Here is an 18,543-nt window from a genome sequence, read left to right on the forward strand (position 1 = left end):
CAAGCTGTGAAAATACCAAAGAATATTGAAAGTCATTTGTTTAAGCAACTTAGTAACTTGGTTTCAAATGAGAAGAAAGAACGAATGAAGCGTTTATTAAACTCATGCGACATTAATAGAACTTTGATAGGGGATTTACTAATCCGATCTCTAATCTGCCAAAAGTATAAAATTAATAATGAAGAAATTAGATTTATATATAATGAGTATGGAAAACCTTTTGTTGAAAATTTTTCTGACTTTCATTTTAATCTGTCACATTCAGGAGAATGGGTGGTTTGTACTACTGCTAATTTTAATGTGGGTATTGATATAGAAAAGGTTTCAGAGATAGAGGCTCTTAAATTAGCAAATGAATTTTTTTCAGAGGAAGAATTTTATGATATATCTAATATAAATTCTGATGAACAAATTAATTATTTTTATGATTTATGGACATTAAAAGAAAGTTATATAAAAACGATTGGAAAAGGGCTTTATATCCCGTTAAATTCATTCTCTATAAAAAAAGAGTCACCAACTTTAATTTCATATAAGTATATACCTCAAAACTTTTACTTTAGACAATATAACATTGAGCCAAATTATAAGATATCTGCTTGTGCAACAAGGGATGAATTTCCGCAAGAGATAATAATTAAAGACATTTATGCAATTTGCCAAAATATATACAAATTTGAAAGTAAGGAGAAAATCAATGCAGAAGACTAAACTTTTTTGCTTTCCACATGCTGGGGGATCTGCGTTTAGTTACGCAAAATGGAAAAATCACTTTAATCCATATATTGAGGTAGTCCCGATAGAGTTAGCTGGTAGAGGATATAGAATTGAAGAAAACTTGTACCAAAGTATGGAAGAGGCAGTAAATGATGTCTACAATAAAATAGTTATGCAGATAGATGATTCGCCCTACATTCTATTCGGGCATAGCATGGGAAGTTTGATCGCCTATGAAGTAGCCAGAAAAATAAAAGATTCTAAAAACGTATCGCCTGAATTTCTTGTTTTGTCCGGTAGAAATCATCCAAATAGTAAAATAAAAAATATCCGACATAATCTTTCTAATGAGCAATTTAAAAGAGAAGTTATTGCAATGGGAGGTACACCATCTGGGGTACTGCAATCAGAAGAATTAATGGAGATTTTTCTCCCTATTCTAAGAGCAGATTTTAAAATCGTTGAGACGTATATCCATGAGAAAAATACACAACCATGTGATATTGATTTTCTTATATTTAATGGGGAAAATGATGAATTTACTACATATGATCAAGTAATAAAATGGGAACGATACACAAGTAAAACGTGTACTCTTCATTCTTTTGAAGGTAATCATTTCTTTCTAAATGAAAATATTGAAGAAATAGCAAAGAGTATTATAAGAAAGTTAGATTCTAAAAGATTATCAAATAGTTTTTAGAGGTTTTCTTTCATCATCAGACAGTCGTTGGATAACTGGTGAGTTAATTGATGTAAGGGGTGGATCTTGCTTATAATGCTAATTGTAAGTATTATTTACTTTAAAATCAAAACTTTCTCAATTTAATGTTGAGAAAGTTTTGGTTTTTATTATTCTAGTAGTAATCACTTTTTAAAGTTATAGAAATTTAAAAATAAAGTATTGTATACATGTAAGTATGATTAAAAATGAAAAGTTGTAAATGCTAAATTTAATTAAATACGCCTTACTCTCTTTAACATTGGCCTGAATGAATAGTTTATAGGAGATTACACTGGCTAAAGATGCGATAATTGTTCCAAGCCCTCCAATATTTACTCCTAGTAATAAAGCTTTCCAATCAGAAGTAAAGTTTGATAGAAGAATTGAAGTAGGAAAATTGCTAATCAATTGACTCAAAAATATGGAACTAAAGAAGACTGAAGTATCTCCTCTTAAATTAGCGCGAGCAAAGGTCCCCAGCGCATCAGAATGAGAAATGTTTCCAATAAAAATAAAAAAACAGACAAAGGTTATTAGAAGAAAGTAATCAATCTTTAATAGTAAGTTTCTATCTAACGTAAAAGCTGCCATCAATGTAACTATTAGCGCAATGTAATAATTAATGAAACCAAAAATAGATGCAATGATAGTGATAAGTATCAAAATCCAGATGGTAGCTTTTTTTCGATTCTTCACGGTAATAACAGGTAGTTCTATTTTTAAATCTGTTTTTTGAAGTTTTTGAGTAAATATAAACAACAAACTAATTCCAAGTACAGCTAAAAGCAGGATTGAACCTAAAAATGGGATGAGCTTAATTCCATAGTAAGAATATAGATATAAATTTTGTGGGTTTCCCATAGGCATCAAGCTACTACCGATGTTTGCCGCAATTGTCTGCAGGATGATTGTATCCATCATGTTCATTTGTGTTTTTTTACTAATGACAAGTGTTATTGGTACAAAAGTGAGGAGAGCAACATCATTTGTTACAAACATGGAGCAAATAAAGCATAACAAAATTAGAATAATAGATATTGACCTGCTGTTATTGCATTTATTTAAAATCGCAACGGCAAGTTTGTCTAATATCTTTAGTTGTTCCAAGGCCTTAATGGCCACCATTAGATTAAATAAGCTAATTAACACTTCAAAGTTAATATATTCGACCTTTGGCGAATGTATGAAGCAGCTTACAATTGCTAGTATCAGTGAAATGGTAAGTACTAAATCCTTTTTTAAAAGTTCGAATTTCATAAGGAGTCTTTTTTTATTTTGAACGAATACTATTTCTTTCACAATACACCACCTGTAATCTATGTTAGTAAATATACGTTTTTTGGGATAACTCGATATTGCTAGAAAAGAGGATGTCATATGGTCCTAAATAAGAGTTTTGTAATGTTTCATCCCTTCAACAAAATCCTTTTTTTCTTAGTGTCTTTCATGTTGCAAATATGTGCAATATAGACGAATCAAACTAGGGGGATTAATTGAGAAAACAAATGTTTTTTGTATGATACCATAAATAAATTAAATGTTTTATTTTTTAAATATTCTTATAATATCCCGTTGATTCTTGATTTCAAATACTTTATATGAACTTCTAAAAGAGAAAAAATATGCATGTTTTTATGAAGAAAATAGAGGCTTGTCAAAGGTTAGGTAGAACAGCATCCGCGATGTTTGGATACTGTATAAAATTCACAAAATCTCACTGTTTTTTAGATGAAAAATCTTAAAATATTTTTTTGTTTTTATAAAAATCTGTACTTTTTCGTAACATTCTGTACTTTTAATTATAAATTAAAGACAAGCTTCTCTTAGTTGAAGATTGAAAGCGCTTTATAGATTTTTCGTGAAGTTTTTATCTAGCCTATTTTTGAGATTAGTAGTGAGAAAGGAGATATTTCCATGTTCTTGAGAAAATTAACAAAAAACCACTTAATCACTATTGATTATTATGATTTAAATGTAAATCACCGGTAAACGAAACAAACGTAATAGTACAACAACAATAGTGGATAAGAATATTAGTTTTGCAGAAAGGGATAGAGCATCGTGTGTATAATCGATAATTTTTTGAAAATTTGGGTTTTTAGGTGCATGTTGCGATGTTTGCTTAAACAGGCCAATTCTATTCATATAGAAAATTTTTATCCTTGTTGTATTTGAATATGAATGAGGTATTTATGCCACGGAATATAGGTGATTTTATATAGATTATGATAGATAAATTTTTGGTATGGAGTGATAATATGGAAAGATTTTTTGTAGAGTTAGTCGGATCAACAAATGATTTTTTATGGTCTAAATTGTTAATTATTATGCTTGTTATTTGCGGAATTTATTTTACATTTAAATTGAATTTTGTACAGTTTCGAATGTTAAAAGAGATGGTCCGTGTATTAATGGAGGGAAAAAGTGGTTCTAAAGATCAAATCTCTCCTTTTCAAGCGTTTTGTATTGGTATGGCAGCTCGCGTTGGAACAGGGAATATTACAGGAATTGCGATTGCGATTGCATTAGGAGGTCCTGGAGCTGTATTTTGGATGTGGATTATTTCTATTATTAGCTCGGCATCCAGTTTTGTTGAAAGCACATTAGCACAGATATATAAAGTAAAAGATAAAACTGGTTTCCGCGGTGGGCCATCCTATTATATGGAAAAAGGGTTAAATAAACGTTGGATGGGAGTATTATTCTCTATTTTAATTACAATTACTTTCGGTCTTGTATTCAATTCAGTACAATCAAATACAGTTACAATTGCTTTTCAAAATTCATTTGGTACAGATCGTTTAACAGTTGGGATAATCATGGCCATTGCTTTCGCCGCGATTATCTTTGGTGGTGTACAACGTATTGCAAAAATGGCTGAATACAAGGTGGTATTTTTAGCGGTATTATACATTGGAGTTGCATTATTTGTTGTAGTTACCAACATATCAAAAATGCCGGAAGTTCTTTCTCTTATTGTTCAAAACGCATTTGGTTTTAAACAAATAGCAGGAGGTTCAATTGGTGCAGCACTTATGAATGGAGTTAAACGTGGTTTATTTTCAAATGAAGCTGGTATGGGAAGTGCACCAAACGTTGCTGCAACAGCAACAACAAGTCATCCGGTGAAACAAGGACTGATTCAAGCATTTGGTGTATTAACCGATACACTGATCATTTGTACTAGTACTGCCTTTATTATTTTGCTGTCTGATGCATATAAACAACCGGGGTTAAATGGTATTGCACTTACACAAGCAGCATTAAGTGAACACATCGGTTCTTGGGCATCGGGTTGTCTTGCTATCTTTGTCTTTTTATTTGGATTTGGTGCGTTAATTGGCAACTATTATTATGGTGAAACAAATATTCGCTTCTTACATACAAGTAAAGTGTGGTTAATGACATACAGAATAAGTGTGTTGGCTATGATTGTATTTGGTTCTGTTGCAAAGGTTCAAATTGTATGGGATTTAGCGGACTTATTTATGGGATTTATGGTTATTATTAATTTAATTGCTATTACCTTACTTTCAAAAGTAGCATTTGCGGCGTTACAAGATTATATAAACCAGAAAAAAACTGGTAAAGATCCTGTTTTTTATAAAGAAAGCATTAAAGGACTTGAAAATGTTGAATGTTGGGATAGTTATGAGGAAACTTCAAAAAAGAAAAGTGTGTAATAAGAAAGATATTCAGACTGCAATGTGTCTGAATATCTTTCTTGGTTCTAGTGCAAATATTATTGATGATATTAAAGAAAAAATTATTCTATATAAAGTTAATAGTACGGGGGAATATTGTTAAATGATAAAGGATTCTATCGTTCAAATTGAGGGTCAAGAAAAAGTTTGCTTAGATCAATGGGTAGCTCATTATCGAACGTATGCAGCTAAGGGACGAAGCGCCAGTTATATTCCCGCTCTGGGGGAAATAAATGTATCGCAGTTAGGGATTTGTATAGTAAAGCCAGATGGAACAATGATAAAGTCAGGAGATTGGGAGGTACCTTTCACATTACAAAGTATATCAAAAGTAATCGGGTTTATAGCCGTTTGTTTAAGTCGTGGTATTTCTTATGTATTAGAACGAGTTGACGTAGAGCCAACTGGAGATGCCTTCAATTCGATTATTCGTTTAGAGATACATAAACCAGGAAAACCTTTTAATCCTATGATTAATGCTGGAGCGATTACGATAGCTTCACTTTTGCCAGGGATATCGGTGAAAGAAAAATTAGAATCTCTATACGTATTAATTGAAAAAATGATAGAGAAGCGTCCTGCTATTAATGAAATAGTATTTCAATCAGAATGGGAAACGGCTCATCGTAATAGAGCTTTAGCATACTATTTAAAGGAGAATGGTTTTCTAGAATCAGATGTGGAGGAGACACTAGAGGTTTACCTAAAACAATGTTCAATTGAAATAAATACAGAAGATATTGCCTTAATAGGGCTTATACTAGCACATGATGGATATCATCCTATTCGCAAAGAACAAGTGCTCCCTAAAGAAGTAGCTAGGTTAACAAAAGCTTTAATGCTTACTTGTGGAATGTACAATGCTTCCGGGAAATTTGCTGCTTTTATTGGATTACCAGCTAAGAGTGGGGTATCCGGCGGAATTATGACACTTGTTCCCTCAAAATCTAGGAAGGATTTATCGTTTCAAGATGGATGTGGTATTGGTATTTACGGACCAGCCATTGATGAATATGGGAATAGTTTACCAGGAGTTATGTTGTTAGAACATATTGCAAAAGAATGGGATTTGAGTATATTTTAAAAAGGAGCACAAATATTTTGGTGTTAGAGCGAGTCCAAAAGTGTTCAGGCCATATATTGTGTCTGAACATTTTTGAGTTATAAAGTATCTTTCTAAAGTAGAAGACTGTAATGAATACTCACAATCTGTAATACTTTCGTTTATATCTTATTTATTAGTTTTTGAAAAAAATAGAGTAAGTGTTGTATTAATACAAATAGGTTTGTATACTGACTGTTAGGCGAAAGTGGGAAGTGATTATTTTGAATCTTAGTAATTTAGTAAAAAAAGACATCTATATTCTTGTTTTAATGATACTTACAGTACCCTTAGTAGGTGAAATAAAGTCATTTCCCTTAAACGAAACATTTAGAATGAGCTTTGGTGCACCGACATTTTTCTTTTTTTTGTTATTGTTTCGACGAGTTCCAGCATTTTTACCGGGTTTTTTAACAGCAATAGTCGTTGTAGTATTTCGTATGTCAATGGATGTAATAATAAAGGGAAATATGGATTGGTTAGCCGCTTTTCATACTCACTATCCTAGTTTTTTCTTTTATTTTACGTATTCGTATCTCTTTCATTTAGCAAAAATTAAACGTTTTTATCATCAACCACTAATGATTGGTTTGATTGGTTGCGTTATTGAAATATTGTCAGACTGTGTGGAATTAATGATTCAATATTTCGTATTAAAAACATCGATCACATCCGAGGCAATAAATGAGATCGTTGTTATCGCATGTTCCCATAGTTTTATAGTTCTAAGCTTTTTCAATATGATGAAATTGTATGAAGCGCAATCAAGGGAGAGACACATAAAGAAACAAAATGAACATATGCTTATGCTCATTTCTAATTTATATGAAGATGCTGTTCATTTAAAAAAAACATTACAAGATACTGAGAATATAACAAAAAAATCCTATGATTTATATAAAACCTTAGACTCTTTTGAGCATAAACAGATGGATTTTCAGTTTCAGGATTTAAGGCAACAGGCATTACAAATTGCTGGTGAGGTGCATGACGTTAAAAAGGATAATCAACGTATTTTTGCGGGACTTTCAAAACTAATTTCTGATGAAAGTTTTACAGATTATATGTCTGTACATGAACTAGTAAACATCATTATACGGGCAAATACGAAATATGCACGGTTGCTAGAGAAAGACATCCAATTTGTATATAAAATTGATGGTGTGCATCCTCATTATCATATTTATACAATCCTATCTATTGTAAATAATATCGTGACAAACGCTGTAGAGGCTATCCAAAGTATGGGAACTATTATAATTGACATTAATAAAGACCATCATTTCGTTGAATTTCGAATAGGAGATAACGGTCCAGGTATTTCTTCAAAATATAAAGATTCAATTTTTGAGCCTGGTTTTACTTCTAAATATGATGGTTTAGGCAATCCATCGACAGGCATCGGACTATCGTATGTTAAAGAAATGGTCGAACAACTTGAAGGTGATGTTACGCTTGAGGACAGAACCGAAGGAAGAGGATCAATTTTTATAATTAGATTAGGGATTGATCATATAATTTCGAAAGGGTGATTCTATGTATTTTTATATAGTAGATGATGAAAAAGCGGTTCGTTCAATGTTGGCTCAAATTATCGAGGATGAAGATCTTGGAGAGGTTATAGGAGAAGCTGAGGATGGTTTATCTTTAGAGCAATACATGCCGATCCTTAAAAATATAGACATTTTATTTATTGATTTGTTAATGCCCATTCAAGATGGAATAAAAACAATTCGTCAAATAAAGCCTTCGTTTAAAGGGAAAATCATCATGGTCTCTCAAGTAGAATCAAAAGAATTAATTGCTGAAGCTTATTCGCTTGGCGTTGAATACTATATTATTAAGCCAATTAACCGGATTGAAGTATTAACAGTTGTCCGGAAAGTCATTGAAAGAATTCGTTTGGAAAAATCGATAAAAAACATTCAAGAATCGCTTAATACGGTACTAAAATTGGATAGTAATTCAAGTGCGCAAGAAAAATACCGTAATGAAAAACATTTAAATACTTTTAATCATTTTCAAAATTCCATTCATTTTCTTTTGTCGGAATTAGGAATAGCCAGTGAAAATGGAAGTAAAGATTTAATGGATATGCTAGATTATTTATATAAATATGAACAAGATAACACGTTGGAACAAGGTTTTCCCTCACTAAAAGAGATTTTTATGAATTTAGCTCAAAAAAAACTTGGGGATTCAGCTGAAGATACCGAATTAAAAAGGTTCATAGAAGCTTCCAAACAACGGATTCGGAGAGCAATTTATCAATCATTAAACCATTTAGCATCTCTTGGACTTACTGATTTTTTAAACCCGAAGTTCGAAAATTATGCTTCTAGATTTTTTGATTTTACTACCGTAAGGAGAAAGATGACAGAATTGAATAATGAACCAACAGTACCTGCTCGTATTGATACGAAAAAATTCATTCAAGTTCTTTATTTTGAAGCAAAACGAATACACTTGGAATTAAGATGATAAACTCTTGCTCATTATCATTTTCAATTAATAGATTGATAGTTGTTTTCATGTTATTTGTTTTATATAGTTTTTCTAAGAGAGTATTTTCCTTTCTTTCATATCATTTTTAAAATCAGAAAATTCCGTATCGATTTGGTAGAAATGTACTAACTTGGAACAAAAGAATATGTATTTCTTACACATTAATATTCATTTAAAAACGAGTATTTCCAAAATAAAATATAACTACATAGTAAGTTGAATTTAAAAAAAGATGCTATCTTCTAGCATCTTTTTTTCTTTTAGAGAAAATATCATTCATACTTATATTATTTGAAATTCAAATGCAGGCATACAAATTAAGGAATAGGAGATAATATTTAACAAATTATAATTAAAAATGGTATTTTAGGTCAGAAATGTTTTTATACTAACTAGGTTATTGGTACTAAATAAGTATAATGTCTCGCTTTTCTGCTCTTTAATCTTATCGTTATTTTTTATTAAGTACATATCGTTCTTTAGAAATTTCAATCCTAACAGAGTATATAAATTGGGTGATAAACATGTGGAACATAATTACTTCTTATTTTCCAGATTGGAAAGTCTTTGTACAAGCTTTTATTTTGTTTTTAATTCCGTATACTATCTCAAGATTTTTTCATTGGGTTCGTATGACAGAGAAAGAGTGGGAAGAATGAGTTGGTGGAAGTCCAGAGACAAACAAGTGAAGAAAAATAATATTCAAAGTAAAACGAAACAAGAGTATAAACCTTCTCAAAATGCAACCGTTCATTTCACAAACGATTTTGCCTCTAACTTAGAACTTATAAAGCAACAGATCGGACATAATTCTGATGTTCGCTTTCGGAAGTTTAATATTGGACGCACAGATATTCAAGCTGGGATCATTTTTGTTGATGGTCTATCAGATAAAGAGATCATTGACAAACATATTATGAAATTACTAATGGATGATTTTTCTGACGAATATAAAAATGAATCTTCTTATGTGGAGGGGACTGTTTCAAAAGAATATATTAAAAATAAAGTTCTTACAATTAGTGAAGTAGCAGAAGTCCATTACATAAAAGATGTGATATCCAAAGTATTGATAGGTTCAACAGCTCTTTTAATTGATGGTTTAGCAGATGTGTTTATTCTTGGTACAACAAAAGCAAATAAACGAAACATGGAAGAACCAGTATCAGAGGCATTAGTCAGAGGGCCACGGGTTGGTTTTACTGAAGTATTAAGTGATAATACCTCACTTTTGCGACGGCATTGTGCAGATGAGAACTTATCATTAGTAAAGCTACCAGTAGGAGAACGTGCAAAGAAAGAATTAGTTGTCGCATTTATTAAAGATCTTGCTAGTACAGAATTGGTGGAAGAAATAAAAAACAGAATTCAGAAAATTGACATAGACAGTGTACTCGAATCTGGTTATATAGAGCAACTCATTGAAGATAATTATCTCAGTCCTTTCCCGCAGATTCAAAATACAGAACGACCTGATCGTGTTATTAGTGCTTTGATGGAAGGCCGAGTAGCTATTTTGTTAGATGGAACACCATTTGTTTTAATTGCTCCAGTTACATTTAGTATGCTGCTGCAATCACCAGAAGATTATTATGAAAGGTGGCTTCCTGGTACGCTTCTCCGCTTATTACGCTTCATGACAGCGTTTGTTTCATTATTTGCTCCAGCACTGTATATTTCTTTTATTTCATTTCATCCAGGATTAATTCCCACCAAGCTAGCTATTTCTATTATCGGATCGCGAGAAGGAGTTCCTTTTCCCGCTTTAATCGAAGCGTTGATTATGGAAGTAGCCATCGAAGTTTTACGAGAAGCAGGTTTACGTCTGCCTAAACCGATTGGACCTGCAATGGGAATTGTGGGCGGTTTAATAATTGGTCAGGCTGCCGTAGAAGCAGGAATCGTTAGCCCAATAATGGTTATCGTTGTTGCGGTAACAGCTATTTCTTCTTTTACTATCCCACAATATAGTGTGGGAATTACGTTACGCATTCTTCGTTTTGTAGCTATGTTTTGTGCTGCGATATTTGGATTGTATGGAGTTATTCTCTTCTTTCTTTTACTTTGCAGTCATTTAGTGAAACTGAAAAGTTTTGGCGTTCCTTATACTAGCCCTGCTGTTCCGTATCGATTTAGTGACTGGAAAGATTTTATGGTTCGCATGCCATTAAAAATAATGAGACGTAGACCAAAAATAATGCATACTAAAAAAACTATCCGCAAAAAGTAGCTGATGACGAAAGGAAGTGGCCTTCAGTGATTACTAAATCCCAAGACCGAATAACAACTTCGCAAGCAGTTGTTATTATTGTAAATTACATACTCGGAACAGGAATCCTCACTCTGCCCAGAGCATCTGTGGAAAAAGTGAAAACACCAGATGTATGGCTAAGTGTGATATTAGGTGGAATACTCGCAATGGTTTCAGGAGTAATCATGGTCAAATTAAGTCAAGGATTCCCAGAAAAAACCTTTTATCAATACAGTCAAGAAATTGTAGGGAAATGGATAGGCAGGTTGCTTAGTTTTCTTATTATAGGTTATTTTCTTACAACCTCAGCTTTTCAAATTCGTTCAATGGCAGAAGTAATAAGCTTTTTTTTGCTCGAAGGAACTCCTACATGGGCTATTATTATGCCTTTTATGTGGATAGGTCTTTATTTGATTATGAGTGGTATTAACTCAATTGCACGGATGTTTGAAATAATATTCCCTATTACTGTTTTTATTTTTTTAGTCATTTCCTTTATGAGTATCGGAATATTTGAGATAGATAATCTCCGTCCCGTATTGGGTTTTGGGATTAAACCAGTGTTAGATGGGATAAAAACAACGTCTCTCGCATATACAGGTCCTGAAATTATGTTAATTCTTTTGGTGTTTATGGAACAACGAAATAAAGCAGTAAAAGCTATTTTAGTTGGAATTTCTATTCCGTTAATCTTTTATGTAATAACTGTTGTAATGGTCATCGGTGCATTATCAATTGATGGGGTTGTAACAAGAACATGGCCGACAATTGACCTTATGCGCAGTTTTGAAATTTCTGGTTTGATATTTGAACGTTTTGAATCTTTACTACTTGTAATATGGATTATGCAAATATTTGCTACCTATACGATTAGTTACTATGCAGCTGCATTAGGATTAGCCCAACTCTTTAAAAAGAGTATTCATCCATTTATTTTTGCTTTGATTCCAATCATTTACATCATTGCTATGACTTCGAAAAATATAAATCATTTGCTTAAATTGGGGGATATGCTCGGTAATGCTGCTATATTTTTATTTGGTTTACTGCCACTGCTCCTTCTTATTATTAAGCGATTAAAAGGAGGAATAGTGTGAAAACGAAATTTAATTATATGCGGTTCTATTTGGCTTTGTTATCGATGCTTGTGCTCCTATTTTTAACAGGATGTTGGAGCAGTAAAGAAGTAGAAGAGTTGAGTTTAACTGCAGGTATAGCACTAGATAAAGGGAAGGATTCAACAATTGAGAAAGAGGATGAGGAAGGAGGATATCCTAAAAGAAATCTTATAACAGCTACTTATCAAATTGTTAGTTCGCAAGCACAAAGTAAAGGAAACGGACAACAAAAACGGTATATAAATGTTTCTGAGACCGGTGATTCCATTCATCAAATTGTTCGGGAGCTTTCATTGAAAAGAGAGAGCGAAATGTTCAGCCCGCATTTAAAAAACATTGTTATTAGTGATAGTCTTGTACGTACATACAGTTTAGAACAATTACTTGAACAGTATCTCCGTGACAATGAAGTTCGGCTGAGCTCTATGATCTTAATTAGCAAGGGGCTAGCGAAGGAGGTACTGGAATCAAACAAAAAAGGAGAAATCCCAGCATTTCGTTTGTCTGGAATTGCAGATAATAGAAATAGAACAACAAGGATTTTGGCTCCTGTATCGCTCGCTAAATTAGAAGGAAAGATGCGGTCAGGGTCCAGTTTTCTTTTGCAAAATGTAATCTCGATGAATGGGGAAACAAAATTTGCAGGAGCTGCTGTAATTAAAGGGAAGACAAAAAAATTGATGGGCTTTTTAAATGAACAGGAATTGGAAGGAGTAGTATGGATAAACGGAAAAAGGAATGGTGGTGTGATAAAAACTTTTGATAAAGAATCAAAGAAACTCATTATATACGAAATAAAGTCAATAAAAAGCAAAATCATACCACATGTTAACGGAAATAATATTTCCTTTGATGTAAACATTGAATCAGAAGGACGTTTGTCTGAAAATTGGGTGCAACCAGGAAAAGATTTTGAAAATGAATTTTTAAAAAGGGAAGAAAAAGCTATTGAAAATGAAGTAAAGCACTTAGTACATCATGTTACAAAAAAAATACAAAAAGAATATCAAGTCGATATTGCGGGTTTTGGCAACCAATTAAGAATTAAACACCCGAGAACATGGGAGGAAGTCAAAAAAGATTGGGATCGAACATTTAGTAAGGTACCGATTAAATATCATATAAATGTAACTATACAAGATTATGGAGCGTCAAGTTTAAAACGGTGAGACGTCTTAATTGACCTTATATTTACACAAAAACAAAAAGTTACAAAAATTTTAATTTGAAAATTTTTGTAACTTTTTGTTTTTTTATGTCCTTCTTATTATAGATTAAAGAAATGATTTTACCCTATACATTTCTTTTACGTTATAAAAGTAGATCACAATAGTTACTATTGGCGTTTTATTTAACGTTAGGAAAGAGGAATCGTTATATGTCTTGAATAGGAGGGAGTTTGAAGTGCAAGCGAAAGCAGTGCAAATAAAAGAAATCTATCAAGAAATATTAGACGGTAAAAGAAGTAGGTTTCCACCGAATACATGGAAAGAAGATAGCAATAGAGAGCTATCTAAAAGGGTTACAAAATATTTAATTGAAACAATTTTAAAATAGAAATTAACAAAGTCTTAAAAGGAGAGAGTTTAAATGATGATTGTTCTTCAGGTAGTTTTAGCAATTTTTATTGTAGTAGGGGGATTCATAAAAATTTTTCGTATATCTTTTCAGGTGGAACATTGGCAACAATATCAATATCCATTATGGTTTATGTCTATAATTGGTTTTATTGAAATTATTGGAGCAATAGGTATAATCGGTGGTATTTGGAATCAATACTTAGCGCTAGGAGCAAATATATTATTAGCAGTTCTCATGGTCGGAGCCATTCATGCTCATATTTTTCGAGCAAAACAATCTATTTTAATGATAATTCCTGCATTACTTTGTTTCATACTATCTACGGCGATAATTATTTGGAACTTAAATACATTTTCTTAAGCGTAACTATAAATTTTGAAAATAAGTAATTATTAGAGGAATATGTAAGCTCTATTTAAAATGGTGAATAGTTAAAGAATATTAATTCCGAAAAATCATCACCATTTTACTCTTGTTTTTAATAGTTCTATGAATAGAAAGTCTCTACATTTTTTAAATGCATGCTTGTAAAGTACATACAAAAGTGTAGCTCATTATAGGAAGGAGAATTTTTAAATTCTATTGATAAACCCAGTAATTGTAATAGCCCTAACTTAGAATAATAATTTCAAAATCAATAAAGTTTAGAATAAAAGGAGCAAGATCAAATTATTATGAATAAACAAATAGGATTTATCGGATGTGGAAACATGGGTATTGCTATGATAGGTGGGATGATTAATAAAAATATAGTGTCTCCAAATCAAATGATTTGTTCAGATTTAAACGTCAGCAATTTAAAAAATGCTAGTGATAAATATGGCATAACTATAACTACTAACAATAATGAAGTCGCTAACAGTGCTGACATTTTAATTTTATCAATTAAACCAGACCTATACACATCGGTAATTAACCAAATAAAAGACCAAATAAAAGATGATGTAATTGTTGTAACTATTGCTGCAGGAAAAAGTATTAAGAGCACTGAGAATGAATTTGATAGAAAGTTAAAGGTTATTAGGGTAATGCCTAATACACCGGTACTTGTTGGGGAAGGAATGTCTGCATTATCTTTTAATGAAATGGTTACAGAAAAAGATATAAAAGAGGTACTAAATATATTTAATATTTTCGGCCAGACGGAGGTCGTAAATGAAAAACTAATGGATGTTGTTACATCTATTAGTGGTTCTTCTCCAGCATATGTGTATATGTTTATAGAAGCCATGGCAGATGCTGCTGTACTTGACGGTATGCCGAGAAAACAAGCTTATAAATTTGCGGCTCAGGCTGTATTAGGTTCTGCAAAAATGGTATTGGCAACGGGAATACATCCAGGTGAATTGAAGGATATGGTTTGTTCTCCAGGTGGAACGACGATAGAAGCTGTAGCAACACTAGAAGAAAAAGGTTTAAGAACAGCTATCATTTCAGCTATGAAACGTTGTACGAAAAAATCTATGGAAATGTCTCGTTTAACTAGTAAGTGAGAGGCTTTGTTTAGGCGTAACTTCACATCCATTAATGTAAGTAGTTATTTAAATTGAAAATTTGTTGCTATTCTCTTATAGGGAGCGGGGGCATACATTGCCTTCCGCAACGGTGCTCTAGGATGGAATTAAATAGATTAATATATAAATTATAGGGAAAATAAAAAGTGTATACAAATGTATAATCGGAGGAGTTGTTATGTCAAATAAAGTTCCTACTTCCTTTATCATTATTATAGGATTGATGGTGTTTGCATTGTTTTTTGGGGCAGGAAATTTAATTTTTCCACCTATGCTTGGTCAAATGGCTGGAAATAATGTATGGATAGCCAATGCAGGCTTTTTAGTTACTGGAGTTGGTTTACCATTGTTAGCAATAACAGCATTTGTTTTTTCAGGTGAAAATGATTTGCAATCTTTAGCTAGTCGTGTGCATCCGGTGTTTGGTATTGTATTTACGACCGTTCTCTATCTAGCGATTGGCCCCTTTTACGCCATCCCTAGATCTGGTAATGTATCGTTTGAAATTGGAATTAAACCTTTTTTATCACATGATGCAGGTCCTGTTGCCTTAACTGTATTTACAATCTTATTTTTTACAGTTACATGCTTGTTATCCCTTAATCCTACAAAGATTATTGACATAGTTGGGAAAATTTTGACTCCTATCAAATTGACTGTTATTGGGATGCTCGTAGTTGTGACTTTTATTCATCCAATTGGAAGAATTTAAGCGCCTATTGAATTGTATGCATCAGATTCATTTTTTAAAGGTTTTCAAGAAGGATATTTAACATTAGATGCCCTTGGAGCTTTTGTTTTCGGAATCATTATCGTGAATGCAATTAGAGAAAAAGGGGCTACGACTAAAAAGCAGCTTATGATTGTTTGTGTAAAAGCAACGGCTATTGCTGCTACACTCTTAGCTCTTATTTATACTGCCCTTTCCTATATGGGCGCTTCTAGTGTAGAAAAACTAGGTCGTTTAAATAATGGGGCTGAAGTTTTAGAAAAAGTTTCGGACTATTACTTTGGTTCGTATGGTGCAATTTTCTTAGGTGTAATGATTATAGTAGCATGTTTAATTACAAGCGTAGGACTTATCACTGCTTGTTCTTCTTTTTTTCATAAATTATTTCCAAAAATTTCTTACAAAAAACTTGCTATTATTTTGTCTGTTTTCAGTACACTAGTTGCGAATATAGGGTTAACACAATTAATTAAGATTTCAATCCCTGTATTAATAACTATGTATCCAATTGCTATTACCTTAATATTCCTAATATTTTTACACTCTGTATTCAATGGTAGATTTGAAGTATATCAAGGGAGTTTGATATTGACATTTATTTTTAGTTCGTTAGATGGATTAAAAGCTGCTGGAATAGAAAGTGAAATAATACATAATTTTCTTGAACATTTTCTTCCTTTATATAGTGTAGGTTTAGGGTGGGGGGTTCCGGCTATTATAGGCGGTGTATGTGGGTATATTGTTAGTGTATTACGGAAGAAAAATAACTTAAGTTCTAGTGAAACTCAATTAAATAAATAAATTATTTTTGTTTATCATACCATTATCGAACATACAAAACTAATTATCTCTTTGGAATGACAAAATCTTTTATTTATATCTTTGGAGGTAAATTGAATGAGTTATAACACATTATAGCTGATGTTTGTTGAACAGTGGAGGAAAGAGAAAAAATAGAATGTTACAAATTTATTTAACGTAAAAGAAATATTATAAGACTATGTAATAACTAAGTAAATTTATATACAACAATAATGAGAAGAGCAAACCTTATTTTAAAGGGGATACAGAGAATATGAGTAAGTTATTAAAAAAGAAATCCGTTACACAATTGTTAGAGCATAATCAAAGCAAGACCTTAACGAAAACATTAGGAGCATTTGATTTAATTATGTTAGGGGTAGGCTCAATAATTGGAACGGGCGTTCTTGTGTTAACTGGATTAGTAGCAGCAAGAGATGCTGGTCCAGCAGTTATTTTTTCATTTGTACTTGCAGCAATTATATGCGGATTTATAGCATTATGTTACGCAGAAATTGCTTCCACACTCCCGGCATCTGGTAGTGTATATACGTACTCATATGCAACAATTGGTGAGTTTGTTGCTCATCTAGTAGGTTGGTCTTTACTGTTAATATATATCGTGGCAACAGCGGCTGTCGCTGCTGGATGGACAGGCTATTTCCACAATTTAATAAAAGGATTTGGATTAGAGATACCTAAAGCTCTAGTAACGATCCCTTCACATGGTGGTATTGTAAATCTACCAGCAGTAATCATTACATTGATATTAGCATGGATGTTATCCCGTGGTACGAGGGAAAGTAAACGAATCAATAATATAATGGTATTGATTAAAATTGGTATGATTTTATTGTTTATTACAGTTGGTATATTCTATGTAAAACCAATGAACTGGGTACCAATTGCACCATACGGTTTAAGTGGGGTTTTTACGGGTGGAGCAGCTATTTTATTCGCTTTCACGGGTTTTGATATATTAGCAACTTCAGCAGAAGAAGTAAAAGATCCGAAACGTAATCTTCCCATCGGTATTATTGCATCATTAATCATATGTACAATTATTTATGTTATGGTATGCATTGTTATGACAGGAATGGTTTCCTATAAAGAATTAAATGTTCCTGAGGCAATGGCTTATGTAATGGAAGTGGTAGGACAAGGAAAAGTCGCTGGTGCAATTGCTGCAGGTGCTGTAATTGGCCTTATGGCTGTTATTTTTTCAAATATGTATGCGGCAACACGAGTTTTCTTTGCAATGAGTCGTGATGGATTGTTACCGAAATCATTTGCGAAAGTTAATAAGAAAACTGGAGCACCCACTTTTATAACTGGATTGTCAGGAATAGGGAGTTCTATAATAGCTGGGTTTATTGATTTGAAAGAATTGGTTAATTTAGTTAATATCGGTAGTTTGGTGACGTTTGCGTTAGTTTGTCTATCAGTTATTATTCTCCGTAAATCACACCCAAATTTAAAACGTGGATTTATGGTACCTTTTGTACCTGTATTACCAAGCGTTTCAATTGTTTGTTGTGTGTTTTTAATGCTAAATTTACCGTTAAGAACATGGATGTACTTTAGTATTTGGATTACTATTGGGGCAGTCATATATTTCTTTTATTCGATAAAACACAGTAATTTAAATGAGGAAACGATCTCGAAATTACATGATAAAATTGCGAGATAATAACGAGAGAAAATTGTATTAATAATCATATTGATAGTTGAGTAACATAGAAGCAGTTTTTTGATATTTAGCAAGAAATAAAATGAAAAATCCTAGGACAGCTGAG

At 32.3% G+C, this 18,543-nt stretch carries 14 protein-coding genes and 3 pseudogenes; 16 read left to right on the forward strand and 1 reads right to left on the reverse strand.

Features of this window, described 5'->3' with window-relative positions; translation table 11 throughout:
- Positions 1–6: 6 nt before the first annotated feature.
- From CGQ22_RS08695 to CGQ22_RS32890, 3 genes and pseudogenes are all read left to right on the forward strand, one after another.
- Entirely contained in the window at positions 7–711 is a 705-nt protein-coding gene (locus CGQ22_RS08695) for a 4'-phosphopantetheinyl transferase family protein (RefSeq protein ID WP_061884170.1), read from the forward strand.
- Positions 698–1,420 (forward strand): thioesterase II family protein, encoded by a 723-nt coding sequence (locus CGQ22_RS08700; protein ID WP_089148564.1) that lies wholly within the window; start codon positions 698–700, stop codon positions 1,418–1,420. The genes CGQ22_RS08695 and CGQ22_RS08700 overlap by 14 nt, the downstream gene beginning before the upstream one ends.
- A 1-nt stretch (position 1,421) precedes the next feature.
- Positions 1,422–1,496, forward strand: a pseudogene (locus CGQ22_RS32890) (short-chain dehydrogenase); the annotation flags it as partial.
- 101 nt (positions 1,497–1,597) lie between these two features.
- Here the strand turns inward: CGQ22_RS32890 and CGQ22_RS08705 are convergent.
- Entirely contained in the window at positions 1,598–2,740 is a 1,143-nt protein-coding gene (locus tag CGQ22_RS08705; protein WP_089148565.1) for an anion transporter, read from the reverse strand.
- 959 nt (positions 2,741–3,699) lie between these two features.
- On the opposite strand from CGQ22_RS08705, the gene CGQ22_RS08710 reads away from it, so the two are divergent.
- From CGQ22_RS08710 to CGQ22_RS08765, 13 genes and pseudogenes are all read left to right on the forward strand, one after another.
- Positions 3,700–5,124, forward strand: a complete 1,425-nt coding sequence (locus CGQ22_RS08710; RefSeq protein ID WP_000439288.1) for an alanine/glycine:cation symporter family protein — start codon at positions 3,700–3,702, stop codon at positions 5,122–5,124.
- Positions 5,125–5,248: 124 nt separating this feature from the next.
- Positions 5,249–6,229, forward strand: coding sequence for a glutaminase GlsA (gene glsA, locus CGQ22_RS08715; RefSeq protein ID WP_000588633.1), 981 nt, complete (start codon positions 5,249–5,251; stop codon positions 6,227–6,229).
- A 233-nt stretch (positions 6,230–6,462) separates the two neighbouring features.
- Positions 6,463–7,779, forward strand: a complete 1,317-nt coding sequence (locus tag CGQ22_RS08720) for an ATP-binding protein (RefSeq protein WP_000584815.1) — start codon at positions 6,463–6,465, stop codon at positions 7,777–7,779.
- Between the two features lie 4 nt (positions 7,780–7,783).
- Positions 7,784–8,728 (forward strand): response regulator, encoded by a 945-nt coding sequence (locus tag CGQ22_RS08725; protein WP_000274091.1) that lies wholly within the window; start codon positions 7,784–7,786, stop codon positions 8,726–8,728.
- 548 nt (positions 8,729–9,276) lie between these two features.
- Positions 9,277–9,411 (forward strand): hypothetical protein, encoded by a 135-nt coding sequence (locus CGQ22_RS32390; RefSeq protein WP_000267086.1) that lies wholly within the window; start codon positions 9,277–9,279, stop codon positions 9,409–9,411.
- On the forward strand, positions 9,408–10,982 hold the full coding sequence (locus CGQ22_RS08735) for a spore germination protein (protein ID WP_000119240.1): 1,575 nt from the start codon (positions 9,408–9,410) through the stop codon (positions 10,980–10,982). The genes CGQ22_RS32390 and CGQ22_RS08735 overlap by 4 nt, the downstream gene beginning before the upstream one ends.
- A 26-nt stretch (positions 10,983–11,008) precedes the next feature.
- Entirely contained in the window at positions 11,009–12,100 is a 1,092-nt protein-coding gene (locus CGQ22_RS08740) for a spore germination protein (RefSeq protein WP_000629019.1), read from the forward strand.
- Entirely contained in the window at positions 12,097–13,290 is a 1,194-nt protein-coding gene (locus tag CGQ22_RS08745; protein WP_000850038.1) for a Ger(x)C family spore germination protein, read from the forward strand. The genes CGQ22_RS08740 and CGQ22_RS08745 overlap by 4 nt, the downstream gene beginning before the upstream one ends.
- Before the next feature lie 235 nt (positions 13,291–13,525).
- Positions 13,526–13,675: pseudogene (locus CGQ22_RS31920) on the forward strand (DUF4046 domain-containing protein); the annotation flags it as partial.
- Positions 13,676–13,711: 36 nt separating this feature from the next.
- Positions 13,712–14,062: a DoxX family protein gene (locus tag CGQ22_RS08750; protein WP_000973720.1), complete on the forward strand. Its 351-nt coding sequence runs from the start codon at positions 13,712–13,714 to the stop codon at positions 14,060–14,062.
- 314 nt (positions 14,063–14,376) lie between these two features.
- On the forward strand, positions 14,377–15,195 hold the full coding sequence (gene proC / locus CGQ22_RS08755; protein WP_089148566.1) for a pyrroline-5-carboxylate reductase: 819 nt from the start codon (positions 14,377–14,379) through the stop codon (positions 15,193–15,195).
- 199 nt (positions 15,196–15,394) lie between these two features.
- Positions 15,395–16,747: pseudogene (gene brnQ5 / locus CGQ22_RS08760) on the forward strand (branched-chain amino acid transport system II carrier protein BrnQ5).
- 274 nt (positions 16,748–17,021) lie between these two features.
- Positions 17,022–18,437, forward strand: coding sequence for an amino acid permease (locus CGQ22_RS08765; protein ID WP_000040553.1), 1,416 nt, complete (start codon positions 17,022–17,024; stop codon positions 18,435–18,437).
- Positions 18,438–18,543: the final 106 nt, after the last annotated feature.

Origin of the sequence: Bacillus sp. M13(2017), assembly GCF_002218325.1 — a bacterium.
Lineage (GTDB): Bacteria > Bacillota > Bacilli > Bacillales > Bacillaceae_G > Bacillus_A > Bacillus_A thuringiensis_K.